Source organism: Clostridioides sp. ZZV14-6009, from assembly GCF_020658095.1.
Taxonomy (GTDB): Bacteria; Bacillota; Clostridia; order Peptostreptococcales; family Peptostreptococcaceae; genus Clostridioides.
Map to the genome: position 1 here is coordinate 22,267 of NZ_JAGWDG010000001.1, position 14,272 is coordinate 36,538.

Sequence of the window (14,272 nt, forward strand, 5' to 3'; positions counted from 1 at the left end):
GATAGAAAAGAGTGATTATTTGAAGAAAATAGTAGTAATAGGCGGTGGACCAGCAGGGATGATAGCAGCATCAACTGCATCTGAAAGAGGGTTTGATGTAACTTTAATTGAAAAAAATCATAAGTTAGGTAAGAAGCTTGCAATAACAGGAAAAGGTAGATGTAATATAACTAATGATTGTGATATAGAGGAATTAATAGAAAATGTTCCTACAAATGGTAAATTCTTATATAGTGCTTTTTACACTTTTACAAACGATGATGTAATAAGTATGTTTAATAATCTTGGAGTAAAAACTAAAACAGAAAGAGGAAAAAGAGTTTTTCCAGAAAGTGATAAAGCTTTTGATGTTGTAAAAGCTCTTGAAAAACAAGTAAAAAACAAAAAAGTAAATATATTATTAAACTCTAGGGTAGAAAAAATAATATCTAAAAATAATAAAATCGAAAAAGTAATTCTAAACAATAAAAAAGAAATCAAGTGCGATTCAGTCATAATAGCAACTGGTGGATTAAGTTATCCACTTACTGGTTCTACTGGTGATGGATATAAATTTGCTGTTTCGCAGGGGCATACTATTGTAGATACAAAACCATCTTTGATTGGTATAGAAGTTCAAGAAGGTTTTGTAAAAGATTTAGAAAAATTATCATTAAGAAATGTCGAGATAAACGTGTTTAATAGTAAAAAAAAGAAAGTGTATAATGATTTTGGAGAACTTGAATTTACTAAATTTGGTTTAGATGGACCTATAATAAAGTCTGCAAGTTGTAGGATGAAAGATACAACTAAAGAAAATTATACTATACTGTTGGATTTAAAACCTGCATTAGACGAAGAAAAATTAGATAAAAGAGTTCAAAAAGATTTTCAAAAGTATACAAATAAAAAATTTGAAAAAGCATTGGATGATTTGCTTCCTAAAAAACTTATACCTATAATAATAAATTTAAGCGAGATTTCTCCAGATACAGTTGTTCATCAAGTTTCTAGAGAACAAAGAAAAAATTTAGTTCATTTACTAAAAAATTTAAAATTTACAGTAAAAAGATATAGACCTATTGATGAAGCAATAATAACTTCTGGTGGAGTAAAAGTGAATGAGATAAACTCAAGTACAATGGAATCAAAATTGGTAGAAGGTTTATTTTTTGCTGGTGAAGTAATAGACATAGATGCATACACAGGAGGATTCAATTTGCAAATAGCTTTTTCAACTGGATATTTGGCAGGTTTTAATTGCTAAAAATTACCTGAATTAAAAATGTTTAAAATCACATAATATTATCAGCAACACAAAATAAATTAAACAGAAGGAAGGTAATCAACATGGCAAGTAACAATAACAACAACAAAACAGTAGTACCAGGAGCAAAAGAAGCTTTAAACCAAATGAAATTAGAAATAGCTAATGAACTTGGTATGAGTAATTATCAACAAGTTGATAAAGGAAACCTTACTGCAAGAGAAAATGGTTATGTAGGTGGATACATGACTAAAAAATTAGTTGAAATGGCTGAACAACAAATGGCTGGAAAAAACAACAGATAGTTAATAAATAATTATTTATAACTATTAGGCTATTGTTATAGCTAGAGCTATCTCAAATATAGAAAGTAATTTCTAAATTGAGATAGCTTTTTTTTATTAAGTTTTATATGTCGATATTTTTATGTAATAAATTTTAGAAATCTGGATAAAATAGTACAAATGAATATATTACATAAGGAGTGATGTAAAATGAGTAGTGTAAACTTTGAAGATTTAAAAAATAAATTTATTAATAGTGATTTAGATGAAAAAATAAAAATCTATACAACAACAGAAGGATTATCAGTAGAACAGTTTAAAGAACTATTGAAATATTATCCAATACAACACTTATCTAAATTAGAAAAAGCTCTTGGGTAATGTCATATAGAAATAAAAATTAAAAAGGCAATTTGTTTAATATAAAAAAATAGTTTTTATATTAAATAAATTGCCTTTTTATAATAAATTTATTTTATTATGCTTTTGATATATAATTATATATTCTCTCGTTTCCAAGTTCAATAGACCCAGTATTGATAAGTGTAATAATACCTTCTATATCCTTAGGAGTCAGGTACTTATATGGAATTGATAGATTATAACCAGTATCATGTAATAAATTTTTCAATTGAATTATCTGAGAGATATTAAAACATTTTATAGATTTAGTAGATTTTTTTCTTGAGTTAGACAAATTTTCATTTTGTATTTTTATTAAAGTTTCAATATAGTCTATATAAGATAACTTAAATTCATATTCATTTATTATTTTTTCATCAAGTATACTATTTATAAAATCTTGAGATAATATATTATCTGCAAATTTATCTGCTGTTAATTTTCCAGATGTAATACCTTTTTGGTATTTTCTAAGAATTTTTTTTGTATAGCAGTATATTTTATTTCTTGTTTCTAAATCGAGTTGTTCTATTTGCACAAAAACACTTCCTTTTAATTGTAAGAATATTTATTTTGAAAAATTTATACTTAGTCTATAAAGTTTTAATAATTTATTTACAATAAATACTAAATTATAAAATATTTGTTATTTTTTATTATTACCAAGTATAAAAAATATTATAATTGTAAAACTTACAAATATATGTAAAATATTTAGGAGTGATGAAAATGTTAAATGGGATAATAAAGCTTTTTTATTCTGAAATTGTAAAAACAAAGATTAATAACTTAGATTCAAGTGGATATTCATTAAGGGATGAATGTAAAGAAATCAGAAATATAACCTTAAAGATAGATAGTGTGTTTTTTAAACTTTTAAAGTTAGTTTTTGGTTCAATACTGCTTATTGTAGCATTCAATCTAAATTGGATATTAGGTATAGGAGTATTTCTAGTTGGAGTGGTGTATATTCTTTATAAGAGAAATATGGAAGAACAAGTGAAGGAACATATAAACAATGTAAAAAATAATATCGACATCTCTAAGATAACTTTTATGGATGAAAAGGGAAGAACAGGTCTAAATTCATTGATTACATTACTTCTTATAGGAATATTGACAGGATTTAACTGGATATTAGTTCTTAGTTTTGTCGTTGTTTTTGTTTTTACTATAAAGAATGTATGTTAAAATACTAATAAATAGTTTAATATATAGGGGGAGAAATTGAGTATGACTAATGGCAATTATAAAATGAAGAATTTAGTGGAAATATCTGCTATGGTGACTGAATCTACAGATTTTTTTAATATAAAAGATAAAATAATAGAAAAAATGTTAGAGGTTGTTCACCCTACAAAGGCATGTGTAAATCTATTTTATAAAAATGATTCTAAATATGCCTATTTAGTATGTTCACAAACCTTAGAGTATGTACCTCAAATTTTTCCAATCAATAGTCTTAAAGGTGCAAAAATTGATTTTGACACATATCCAGAATATATCCATGAAGCTGTAAATGAGAAAAAGATAATATATGTGAAAAATGTATTTGAAGATTCTAGAGCAGAAGGGGAACGAGATTTAGCAAAATCTGAAGGTTACATTGGTAGAATAGTTTTTCCTTTTATCATAAATAATGAAGTAGTTGGATTTATGACTTGCTTTTTGACAGAAGAAGATTTTCTAACAGAACAAGATATAGACTTTATATCTTCTGTTGCATCTCTCTTAAGTTTATCAATAGAAATAACTAATAAAAATAATAATGTACAAATTTTGGTTGATAAATTAAGAGGTTCAATAAGTGCTATAAATGAAGCTACTAAAAAATTATATCTCAATAAAAGTATAGATGGATTTTTAGAAAACTTAAGTAAACAGGCGTGTAACATTACTAATAGTAAAGAAGCTTTGATAATTATAACAGGTCATGGTAATAAAGATAAAATATTTAGCTGTTATAATACTGAGCATAAAAAGAAAACAAATTTATATCCTATGTTGGACAAGTTTGTAAATAAAGAATCCTTAGGAGGATATTTAAATAATTTAAAACCATGCTCACAAAAAGGGATAAACTTGGAAAGTTATATATATTACAAACTCCAAGATAAAAATGAGACTATAGGATGCATTGTTTGTGCAAACAGCAAAAACTACACGAGTGATGATTTAAATATCCTTAGTATATTATCTAAACAGGTTTTAGTTGGTATGCAGTTATATGAGCACAATGAAAAAGAAGTAAAGCACAGGATTCTTGAGAATGAGTTAAATATATTAAATAAACAGCAACAACTTATTATGGACAAAGGTAAAATGGATTGTAATGATGAAAAAGAACTTTATTTTTATCATAAACCAGCAAGAGTAGTAGGTGGAGATTTTTATTATGCTACAAAGGTAGATGCTGAACACATAGTTTATATTGTTGCTGATGTAATGGGGCATGGAATGGTTTCGAATTATGTTGTTGCAATGATAAAGGGTGCCTTTAAAGTGTTATGTAATCAGTATAAGACACCACAAGAAATAATGACAAATTTAAATAGGATGTTATATGATGAGTTTGACAAAATGGGAGTATTTACAACTTGTTTGATTGGTCTTATAGATACTAAAGAAAATATGATTACAGTATCTAATGCAGGACACTATAGCCCTGTAGTTGTAAAAAAAGATGGAACAATAGAAACTAACTTAAATTGTAAAAAGGGAATACCTATTGGGGTAATGGAAGATGCAACATATGAAAATAATATTCTTTCAATGGAAGATTATGCAATGGTATGTATGTATACTGATGGAATTTTAGAAATAAAAAATACATCAAAAGAAGAATATGGTATAGAGAGATTAGAAAACTTTTTAAAAGAAAATTTTAGATTAAATCATCAGCTGATAGTAGAAAATTTAAAATTAGATTTAAGAAACTTTTCATCAAAAGATAATTATGATGATGATATTTTAATCGTTATGTTAAAGGATAGGTAGATTGACTATGGGTTTAAATAATAAAATAGAACTTGAAAGTCCAGAAATTATAATAATAAATGGAAGTCCAAGAAATAATAAAAATTGTAGTTTTATAGCAAATGAAATAAAACTTAAATTAGAAGATAGTGGACTTAGTAGTAAAATATTCAATATATATGATATGGATATTGAATATTGTACAGCATGTGGATTTTGTAATAAGACAGGATATTGCAAATTTAATGATGATATGAAACCTCTATATAAAATGTTTGATGAATCAAAAGGGACTATAGTAATAAGTCCTGTACATTTTGATTCAATATCAGCTAAAGTAAAGACTGTTGTTGATAGAACTCAAGCTATCTATGCAAGCAAGTATATATTAAATAAGCCTTCAATTGATAGGAATAAAAAGCGTATAGGAATGTATATTGCAGTAGGAGGTAGTAAACCTTATGATTCACAATTTAAAGGTGGGCAAATAGTTATGGACTTTTTCTTTAAGAGTATAAATACTAAACTTTTACACAATATATATTTAAACAATACAGATAATATACCTTACACAGATAATCAAGAATTTAAAGACACTATATCTAAGAGTCTAAAAGCGTATATTGATTCAATATAATTTGATTTTGTAAGTAATATTATGTATAATTGTATTGCAATAATTTAAAAATAATTAAAGGAGGGAATTTCAATGAAATTACCAATAGCATTATCTAATAAACATGTTCATTTGAGTCAAGCTGATATAGACGTATTATTTGGAGCAGGTCATGAATTAACTAAATTTAAACCATTATCTCAACCAGGACAATTTGCCTGTGAAGAAAAAGTAGATTTAGTCGGTCCAAAGGGGACTCTAAAAGGAGTTAGAGTTTTAGGGCCAGCTAGAGCTCAAACTCAAGTTGAGATTTCTTTAGCAGATGGATTCCCATTAGGAGTAAAAGCTCCAATAAAAGAATCTGGTGATATAGCTGGAACTCCTGGGGTTAAATTAGTAGGACCAGCTGGAGAAGTTGAAATGAAAGAAGGAGTTATAGTTGCTTCTAGACATATACATATGAGCAATGAAGACGCTGCTAAATTTGGTGTAACTGATAAACAAATAGTAAAAGTTAAAACATCTGGACCAAGAGCATTAGTATTTGAAAATGTATTAGTAAGAGCTAGTGATAGCTTTAATTTAGAAATGCATGTTGACATGGAAGAAGGAAATGCAGCAGGCGTTAAAAATGGAGATTTAGTAGAATTAATAGTTGATTAATTTTATATATGAAATTAATGCTAGTGAATATTTTGTTTACTAGCATATTTTTTACTGTAATAAATTTCTATATTATAAATTTAATCTATTAGATTAATTTATAATATAAAGGGGTATTATGAAAATTATAATAAAAACTTACAAAAATATGATGTAATATGGTAAAATTAATATATAAAATTTATATATGATGAAGAAGGTTCTCTTACTCCTAATATTAATATATACAAATAGATAAAAAAGTTTGAAAAGTCTAACTTAATTTATTATATATTGTATACAAAATTATGAAAAAAACTTAACATATTTAATTTTAAAAAAAATCTACTTAAATATGTAATTAATTTACAATTTTCAAAGGAATTTTATCCAATCTGTAGTATTATATTAGAAGATAGAGTATTTGCGCGACTATGTGTGTTTATATTTTTGTTGTGTAAATTATATGTAAATATAAAAAAATAGACTTGTTATAAACAAGTACAATTGTAGCTATCAAGGAGGATACATATTATGGCTAAGTTTATGAAAACACTTGATGGGAATACAGCTGCAGCTCACGTTGCCTATGCATTTACAGATGTAGCAGCTATATACCCAATCACACCATCTTCAACTATGGCTGAAGTAGTTGATGAGTGGGCATCACAAGGAAGAAAAAATGTATTTGGACAAAAAGTTAATGTTGTTGAAATGCAATCAGAAGCAGGAGCAGCAGGAGCATTCCATGGTTCTTTACAAGGTGGAGCTTTAACTTCTACTTTTACAGCATCTCAAGGTTTATTATTAATGATACCTAACATGTATAAAGTTGCAGGGGAGTTATTACCAGGAGTATTCCATGTAAGTGCTCGTGCTTTAGCATCTCAAGCTTTATCAATATTTGGGGATCATCAAGACGTTATGGCTGCTAGACAAACTGGATGTGTATTATTAGCTTCTGGTTCAGTTCAAGAAGTAGCTGATATAGCACCTGTTGCACATTTAGCTGCAATAGAAGGTAAATTACCATTTATACATTTCTTTGATGGATTCAGAACTTCACATGAAATCCAAAAAGTGGAATTATTAGAAAATGAAGATTATGCAAGTTTATTAAACTTTGAAGCAGTTCAAGCATTTAGAGATAATGCTTTATCTCCAAATCATCCAGTTACTCGTGGTACTGCTCAAAACCCAGATATATATTTCCAAACTAGAGAAGCTTCTAACAAATACTATCAAAATATAGTAGGTATAGTTGAAAAATACATGGAAAAAATGAGTGATTTAACAGGTAGAAAACATAGTTTATTTGATTACTATGGAGCAGAAGATGCTAAATCTATATTAATTGCTATGGGTTCTGTAACAGAAACAATAGAAGAAACTATAGATTACTTAAATGCTAAGGGAGAAAAATATGGTTTAGTTAAAGTTCATTTATACAGACCATTCTCAATGAAACATTTCTTAGATGCTGTGCCATCTACTGTTGAAAGAATATGTGTACTTGATAGAACTAAAGAACCAGGTTCAACTGGTGAACCATTATACTTAGATGTACGTGATGTATTCTATGGAAAAGAAAATGCTCCTATGATAATAGGTGGAAGATACGGATTAGGTTCAAAAGATACTACTCCTTCAGATATAAAAACTGTTTTTGATAACTTAGTTTCAGAACAACCTAAGAATGGATTTACAGTAGGTATAGTTGATGATGTAACTAATACTTCTTTAACTCCATCTGAATCAATTAAAATAGCTTCTAAAGGAACTATAAGATGTAAGTTCTGGGGATTAGGTTCTGACGGTACTGTTGGAGCTAACAAACAAGCTATAAAAATAATCGGTGACCATACTGAAAAATATGCTCAAGCTTACTTTGATTATGACTCTAAAAAATCTGGTGGTATAACTATGTCTCACTTAAGATTTGGTGATACTCCAATAAGAGCTACTTATTTAATAGATGAAGCTGACTATATTGCCTGTCATAAACAATCATATGTTTATCAATATGATTTATTAAAAGGTCTTAAAAAAGGTGGTACATTTGTACTTAATACTATATGGGATCAAGCAGGAATTGAAGAAAACTTACCAGCTCACATGAAACAATATATAGCTAAAAATGATATAAAATTCTATACAGTTAATGCTGTTAAACTAGGACAAGAAATAGGTCTTGGAAATAGAATAAACATGATAATGCAATCTGCATTCTTTAAATTAGCTGAAATAATACCAGAAGAAGATGCTGTTAAATACTTAAAAGATTCTATAGTTAAAGCTTATGGTAAAAAAGGTGAAAAGATAGTTAACATGAACTATGCTGCTGTTGATGCAGGAATAAATGCTTTAGTTAAAGTTGAAGTTCCAGCTTCTTGGGCAAATGCTGTTGATGCAGATAAAGAAGAAGTTAAAGAACCAGAATTTATAAGAAATATATTAAGACCAATGACTGCGCAAGAAGGTAATAACTTACCAGTAAGTACATTCAATGGTATAGAAGATGGAACATTCCCTTGTGGTACTTCAGCTTATGAAAAACGTGGTATAGCTGTTGATGTTCCTGAATGGGTATTGGATAACTGTATCCAATGTAACCAATGTTCTTTTATATGTCCTCATGCATGTATAAGACCAGTTTTAGTTACAGAAGAAGAATTAGCTAATGCTCCAAAAGGATTTGAAGCTAAAAAAGCATTAGGTAAAGGATTAGAAGGATTAAAATATAGAATTCAAGTTAGTCCACTAGATTGTACAGGATGTGGAAACTGTGCTGATATATGTCCAGCTAAAGAAAAAGCTTTAGTTATGAAACCAATAGATACTCAACTTGATACAGAGTTAGATAACTGGGCATTTGCAGTAAATCCTGAAGATGTAGCTCCAAAAGTTGATGTTATGCCTGCAAACACTGTTAAAGGAAGTCAATTTAGACAACCATTAATGGAATTCTCAGGAGCATGTGCTGGATGTGGAGAAACTGCATACATTAAGTTAGTTACACAATTATATGGAGATAGAATGATGATAGCTAATGCTACTGGATGTTCTTCTATATGGGGAGCTTCTGCACCTTCAACTCCTTATACTTGTAACCATGAAGGCAAAGGTCCATCTTGGGCAAACTCTCTATTTGAAGACAATGCTGAATACGGATTTGGTATGTACACAGCTGTTAAACAAATAAGAGGAAAAATAGTAGATGCTATGACAGAATTAGTTTCTATGGATATCTGTGAAGATGCTAAAGCAGTATTTACAGAATGGTTAGATTCTAGAAATGATGGAGAAGCTTCTAAAGTAGCAAGTGCTAAAGTTGTTGAATTATTAGAAAAACCAGCTTGTGATTGCACAGATGAAAAAGCTAAAGAATTAGTAAAAGCTATAAGAGATAGAAAAGATTATCTAGTTAAGAGATCTCAATGGATACTAGGTGGAGACGGTTGGGCATATGACATCGGTTATGGTGGATTAGACCATGTTCTTGCATCTGGTGAAAATGTAAATGTACTTGTATTTGATACAGAAGTATATTCAAATACAGGAGGTCAAGCTTCTAAAGCTACTCCAGCTGCTGCCATGGCTAAATTTGCTGCAGCAGGTAAACAATCTAGAAAGAAAGACCTAGGTATGATGGCTATGACTTACGGAAACGTATATGTAGCTCAAGTTGCTATGGGTGCTGATAAAAACCAATTTATCAAAGCTGTTCTAGAAGCTGAAAAACATGATGGACCATCTTTAATAATAGCTTATGCTCCATGTATAAACCATGGATTAAAAGAAGGTATGGGAAGAACTGTAGCTAACGAAGCACAAGCTGTTGCTTGCGGATACTGGCATTTATACAGATTCAATCCAGAAGTAAAAGCTGAAGGTAAAAACCCATTCACTTTAGATTCTAAGGAACCAACTACAAGCTTCAGAGATTTCATACTTGCACAAGTAAGATACTCTGCTATAGCTAAACAATTCCCAGAAGAAGCTGATGGATTATTTGCAAAAGCTGAAGCTGATGCTAAAGAAAGATATGAAGGATACAAAAAATTAGCTGAATAATAATTAGAATATTATAATGCTTATTTAAGATATAATTTGATAATAATTAGGGATACTATTAAAAAATAGTATCCCTTTTTTATTTATATCAAACTGTAAGAATTAAGATTTTGTTTCTGTATATTGTTCTCCAACCTAAAACTACTAGTAAAGCACCAATAATGTTTAAAATTATACATATATACATTCCAAAATGACCAATGTATTGATTTAGTGTATGTCCCCACAATACACCATCTGGTAGTTGTTTGCCAAAAAAACATGCTACAAAGTACATACTCATTGGTATACCAAACATTTCAAGGGCGTAAGCTATTATAAATTCTAGATAGGCTGTAGTGGGCTTTCTTTGACTTTTTTTATAAAAAGGTAGAAAAAATAGAAAAATTCCATAAATTAATATCCAGATAATTACACCAATCCAATTACCATAGTGCGAAAGTGCTGTTTCGTTCATAAAATTATCCTCCCAAATTTAAATAAATTTTAATGTAAATGTATCTTAGACAACTAAGTAGATTTCAGCTATGTAATTATAAAAAAGATATTGCGATAAATAAAAATTATTTAAAAATATTTTTCGACCACTGGTCGAGTTTTTTGTATTGTATCATATTTTCGACCAGTGGTCAACTTTTTGATACTGTGTTATAATACAAAATAAGGATGGTGAGTATATGGACAAAAAAGAGTTGATTTTAAATGCCATGCAAGAATTATTAAGAGAAGAAAAAGGAGCAACTTGTTCAGTTAGTGATATTGCAAGAAGAGCAGGTATTGGAAAAGGAAGTATATATTATTATTTTAAATCTAAGGATGAAATATTTGATGCAGTAGTTGAACGAACTTATAGCCAGATTATAGATAAATGTAAAGTTATTGTAGAGAAAAGTAAATTGGATTCAATTTCAAAACTGATGCTATTATTTCAAAGTTATATAACATCAACAGTTGAATCTTCAATTGATGAATATCTTCACCAACAATTTAATGCTTCAATCCATCAAAAATCTCTTGCAGAAATACTTACTTCACTTTCTCATATTGTTGCAGAAATATTTCAACAAGGAGTGGAAGAAGGGATATTTAAATGTGAATATACTTTAGAAGTATCAGAGATAATTTTATCTATTTTCACTTTTTTACTTGACCCAGGTATTTTTTCTTGGAATAAAGAGGAGAAAAAACGCAAATTAGAAGCATTAACTTTGATTTTAGAAAGAAGTCTAATGGCGCCGAAAGGAAGTTTTGATTTTTTTATAAGGGATTTTTAAATTATTTAATTATTAAATAATATTTATAATATAGGAATTTATATTTAGTATGAAAAATATATTAAAGATAAAATACTATGATATAGTATAGATACAAAAGAGTATCCCACTTATGATTTTTAAAAATCATCTTGAGATACTCTTTTTGTATATATGGAAAAAGAGTATTTTATCCTACAAAGATTTGTGTCCAGTAAATTGAACCACCACTTTTTTGTGCTACTCCAACACCTATTTTACTGTAATTTGGATTTAATATATTTTTTCTATGACCTTCAGAATTCATCCAAGCATTTACAACTTCTTTTGGTGTTTTCTGTCCCATTGCTATATTTTCACCAGCTGTTTTATAGCTTATCCCAAACTTTTTCAACATATCAAATGGAGAACCATAAGTTGGCGAATTATGTGCAAAGTAGTTGTTGTCAATCATATCTTGAGATTTCTTTGTAGCTACATTTGATACATCAGCATCAAGAGTAAGTGGATTTAATCCAGCTTTAGATCTCTCTACGTTTACTAAATCAACGACTTCTTTTTGGTAAGCTGAAAAATTTCCAGTTGTAGAGCCTGAATTGTTGTTGTCCTCAGGTTTATTATCTTCTGGTTTATTACTATCTTCAGGCTTATTAGTAGAACCTGAATTGTCGTTATCTTCAGGCTTACTAGAGTCTGAGTTATTATTATCCTCAGGTTTATTAGTAGAGTCTGAATTATTGTTGTCGCTAGGTCTGTTAGTAATATTACAATTCTTGTCATTATGATTCTTATCTTTACAAGAATTATCCTTGTCAGGTTTAAGTTCTGGCTTTACAGAACAATTTGGTTTTGCTGAAAACTTAAATTTAGCATTAGTATATACTAAATTTTTATTACTTATATTCATATTGTTTTCAAGTGACGAAGCACTTGCAGTAACAGCACTGGAAGCTGTTGCTAAGGTTAACACTCCTAAAGCTAGTATAGTTTTTAATTTTGTTGGTATATTTTTTCTCATTATAAACACCTCTCAATCTAAAAATTCTAAAAATGTTACTAAATTGTAACCTTTAGTGTAGGGGGTACCCGTGCATTTATACTAACATAGAATCAAGTGTTTTTTTACTGTAAAGATATGTAAATAAAATATACCTGGAATAAATAGGTATATTTTATGATGTTTGATAATTTTCATCATTAATCTGCATAGTATGGCATAGCTGCTTTAGAAGAAATAGTGTTTTTATAATAATTCTATGATGTAAAATTCTGCTTGCGGTAAATTTTTTTTATAGTTAGTGATATTTATTTAATATATACTTTGAAAATAAGTAAAAAAAGTATCTTTAATTAAGTTCTTGAAAATAAAAAAGCCATCTATCATAAATAGATGACTTTTTATATAATAAATAGTAATTTGATTTAGTTTAATACATTAGTAATCCTAATGTAATTACAATGATTTCTGCTATTAATGAACCAACTGCAACCACAATAAAAGTCTCTTTAAAACCATTTTTATGTGTTAATTTAGATAAACTCAAGAATGTAAGAAAAACACCACTTTGAGGTACGATTGTTAATATGTTTGAAGCAATTGTAGCAACACGATGGATTAATTCTGGATTCATGCCAGTACTTAGATAATAATCTGCAAAGTTTGGCATTACTATTCCCAAAGCACCCGAAGAGGAGCCTGTTATTGCTGACATCGTTGAAGTTAAAACAGTAAGGCTTATAAGTGGACTTCCTGGTATTGACATGATAAGTTTACTGAATATATCAAAGCCTGGTGCAGCCATTATTACAGCTCCAAATGCAACAGCAGAAGATGTTGCAAAAATAGGTCCTATAGAACCACTAGCACCAATACTCAATGTTTGTATTTTTGACGATAAAAATTTACGGAATAGAAAAGCAGATAAAATAATTGCAACTATTAAGGCTATGTAAATTACATTTTTTTTCATAAATTCTGAACCAAAAGTACTTCCAGATATTGCTATGACTACAAGTGATAATAGAGGAAAGATACTTGAAAAAAATCCTGGTAATTCTCTATCTAAAGACTCTTCTTCTATATCTGAAGTGTAAGTTGCATAAGTTTCTCCTTTTCTAAGACTTTTGTTTAAAGTATATTTCATGTATACCAGACCAAATACAGCACAACCTATACTTCCTGCAATACTTGGTATAGCTGCTGCTGTAAGAGATGTGTTTAGGTACTGAATAGGAATAACATTTTGAATAGCTGGTGTACCAGGAATCATAGTCATAGTAATTGTTGCAATTCCAAGCCAAAGAGGTATCTGAATAAGATTCCAAGAAATATCAAGTTTTTTAAATAGAGTTCTTGCAAGTGGAATAACTGCAAACATAACTACAAATAAACTTATTCCACCATATGTTAGTATAAAACTCACTATAAATATAGCAACTAAAACTCTGTAAGGGTGGTTAGAGCCAAATTTATTTAAAATAAAATCAGCTATAGATACAGTAGCTCCACTTTCTTCCATAAACTTGGCAAGTATAGAACCTAGTAAGAATATTGCAAAATAGCTCATTATATAGTTTCCAAGTGCTCCCATATAATTATTTTTGTCAGCACCTAACATTGATGTCACAACATCCATTTTATTTAAGATAACAACTATTAAAGTTGCTATTGGAGCAGCTATAGTTATATGAATTTCTTTAACTGAAAAATATATAATAGCTATAATACCAATAATTATACCAATTGGTGCGATAATACTCATAAATATCCCTCCTTAGT

At 28.7% G+C, this 14,272-nt stretch carries 13 protein-coding genes; 9 read left to right on the forward strand and 4 right to left on the reverse strand.

All coding sequences use genetic code 11. The annotated features are described in order from the left end of the window. Positions 1 to 19: 19 nt before the first annotated feature. The 3 genes from KGF36_RS00090 (at position 20) to KGF36_RS00100 (ending at position 1,911) form a co-directional block, all read left to right on the forward strand. Positions 20 to 1,246, forward strand: coding sequence for an NAD(P)/FAD-dependent oxidoreductase (locus tag KGF36_RS00090; RefSeq protein WP_227829209.1), 1,227 nt, complete (start codon positions 20 to 22; stop codon positions 1,244 to 1,246). 83 nt (positions 1,247 to 1,329) lie between these two features. Continuing rightward, positions 1,330 to 1,551, forward strand: a complete 222-nt coding sequence (locus tag KGF36_RS00095) for an alpha/beta-type small acid-soluble spore protein (RefSeq protein ID WP_227432380.1) — start codon at positions 1,330 to 1,332, stop codon at positions 1,549 to 1,551. 189 nt (positions 1,552 to 1,740) lie between these two features. After that, positions 1,741 to 1,911: a hypothetical protein gene (locus KGF36_RS00100; RefSeq protein ID WP_227829208.1), complete on the forward strand. Its 171-nt coding sequence runs from the start codon at positions 1,741 to 1,743 to the stop codon at positions 1,909 to 1,911. A 97-nt stretch (positions 1,912 to 2,008) separates the two neighbouring features. Here the strand turns inward: KGF36_RS00100 and KGF36_RS00105 are convergent, their stop codons facing one another. Then, positions 2,009 to 2,470: a hypothetical protein gene (locus tag KGF36_RS00105; protein ID WP_227829207.1), complete on the reverse strand. Its 462-nt coding sequence runs from the start codon at positions 2,468 to 2,470 to the stop codon at positions 2,009 to 2,011. 191 nt (positions 2,471 to 2,661) lie between these two features. On the opposite strand from KGF36_RS00105, the gene KGF36_RS00110 reads away from it, so the two are divergent. The 5 genes from KGF36_RS00110 to nifJ all read left to right on the forward strand — a co-directional run bounded on the left by KGF36_RS00110 (position 2,662) and on the right by nifJ (position 10,240). Further along, positions 2,662 to 3,123: a hypothetical protein gene (locus tag KGF36_RS00110; protein WP_227829206.1), complete on the forward strand. Its 462-nt coding sequence runs from the start codon at positions 2,662 to 2,664 to the stop codon at positions 3,121 to 3,123. A gap of 42 nt (positions 3,124 to 3,165) precedes the next feature. Further along, positions 3,166 to 4,929 carry a GAF domain-containing SpoIIE family protein phosphatase gene (locus tag KGF36_RS00115; protein ID WP_227829205.1) on the forward strand — a complete coding sequence of 588 codons (1,764 nt, stop codon included), beginning with the start codon at positions 3,166 to 3,168 and terminating at the stop codon, positions 4,927 to 4,929. 7 nt (positions 4,930 to 4,936) lie between these two features. Continuing rightward, positions 4,937 to 5,545 carry a flavodoxin family protein gene (locus tag KGF36_RS00120; RefSeq protein WP_227829204.1) on the forward strand — a complete coding sequence of 203 codons (609 nt, stop codon included), beginning with the start codon at positions 4,937 to 4,939 and terminating at the stop codon, positions 5,543 to 5,545. 72 nt (positions 5,546 to 5,617) lie between these two features. Next, a complete protein-coding gene (gene pduL, locus KGF36_RS00125; RefSeq protein WP_227829203.1) occupies positions 5,618 to 6,187 on the forward strand; it encodes a phosphate propanoyltransferase in 570 nt (189 codons plus the stop codon). Positions 6,188 to 6,700: 513 nt separating this feature from the next. Next, the gene (gene nifJ / locus KGF36_RS00130; protein WP_227829202.1) at positions 6,701 to 10,240 is read left to right on the forward strand and encodes a pyruvate:ferredoxin (flavodoxin) oxidoreductase; all 3,540 of its coding nucleotides are present in this window, start codon (positions 6,701 to 6,703) and stop codon (positions 10,238 to 10,240) included. Between the two features lie 88 nt (positions 10,241 to 10,328). Here nifJ and KGF36_RS00135 read toward each other — a convergent pair whose 3' ends face one another. Then, positions 10,329 to 10,697: a hypothetical protein gene (locus tag KGF36_RS00135; protein ID WP_227829201.1), complete on the reverse strand. Its 369-nt coding sequence runs from the start codon at positions 10,695 to 10,697 to the stop codon at positions 10,329 to 10,331. A gap of 220 nt (positions 10,698 to 10,917) precedes the next feature. On the opposite strand from KGF36_RS00135, the gene KGF36_RS00140 reads away from it, so the two are divergent. Then, the gene (locus tag KGF36_RS00140; protein ID WP_227829200.1) at positions 10,918 to 11,514 is read left to right on the forward strand and encodes a TetR/AcrR family transcriptional regulator; all 597 of its coding nucleotides are present in this window, start codon (positions 10,918 to 10,920) and stop codon (positions 11,512 to 11,514) included. 169 nt (positions 11,515 to 11,683) lie between these two features. On the opposite strand, the gene KGF36_RS00145 is transcribed toward KGF36_RS00140, so the two are convergent. Both KGF36_RS00145 and KGF36_RS00150 read right to left on the reverse strand, forming a co-directional pair. Beyond that, positions 11,684 to 12,511: a CAP domain-containing protein gene (locus KGF36_RS00145; protein WP_227829199.1), complete on the reverse strand. Its 828-nt coding sequence runs from the start codon at positions 12,509 to 12,511 to the stop codon at positions 11,684 to 11,686. A gap of 409 nt (positions 12,512 to 12,920) precedes the next feature. Next, entirely contained in the window at positions 12,921 to 14,255 is a 1,335-nt protein-coding gene (locus KGF36_RS00150; RefSeq protein ID WP_227829198.1) for a GntP family permease, read from the reverse strand. Between the last annotated feature and the right edge of the window lie 17 nt (positions 14,256 to 14,272).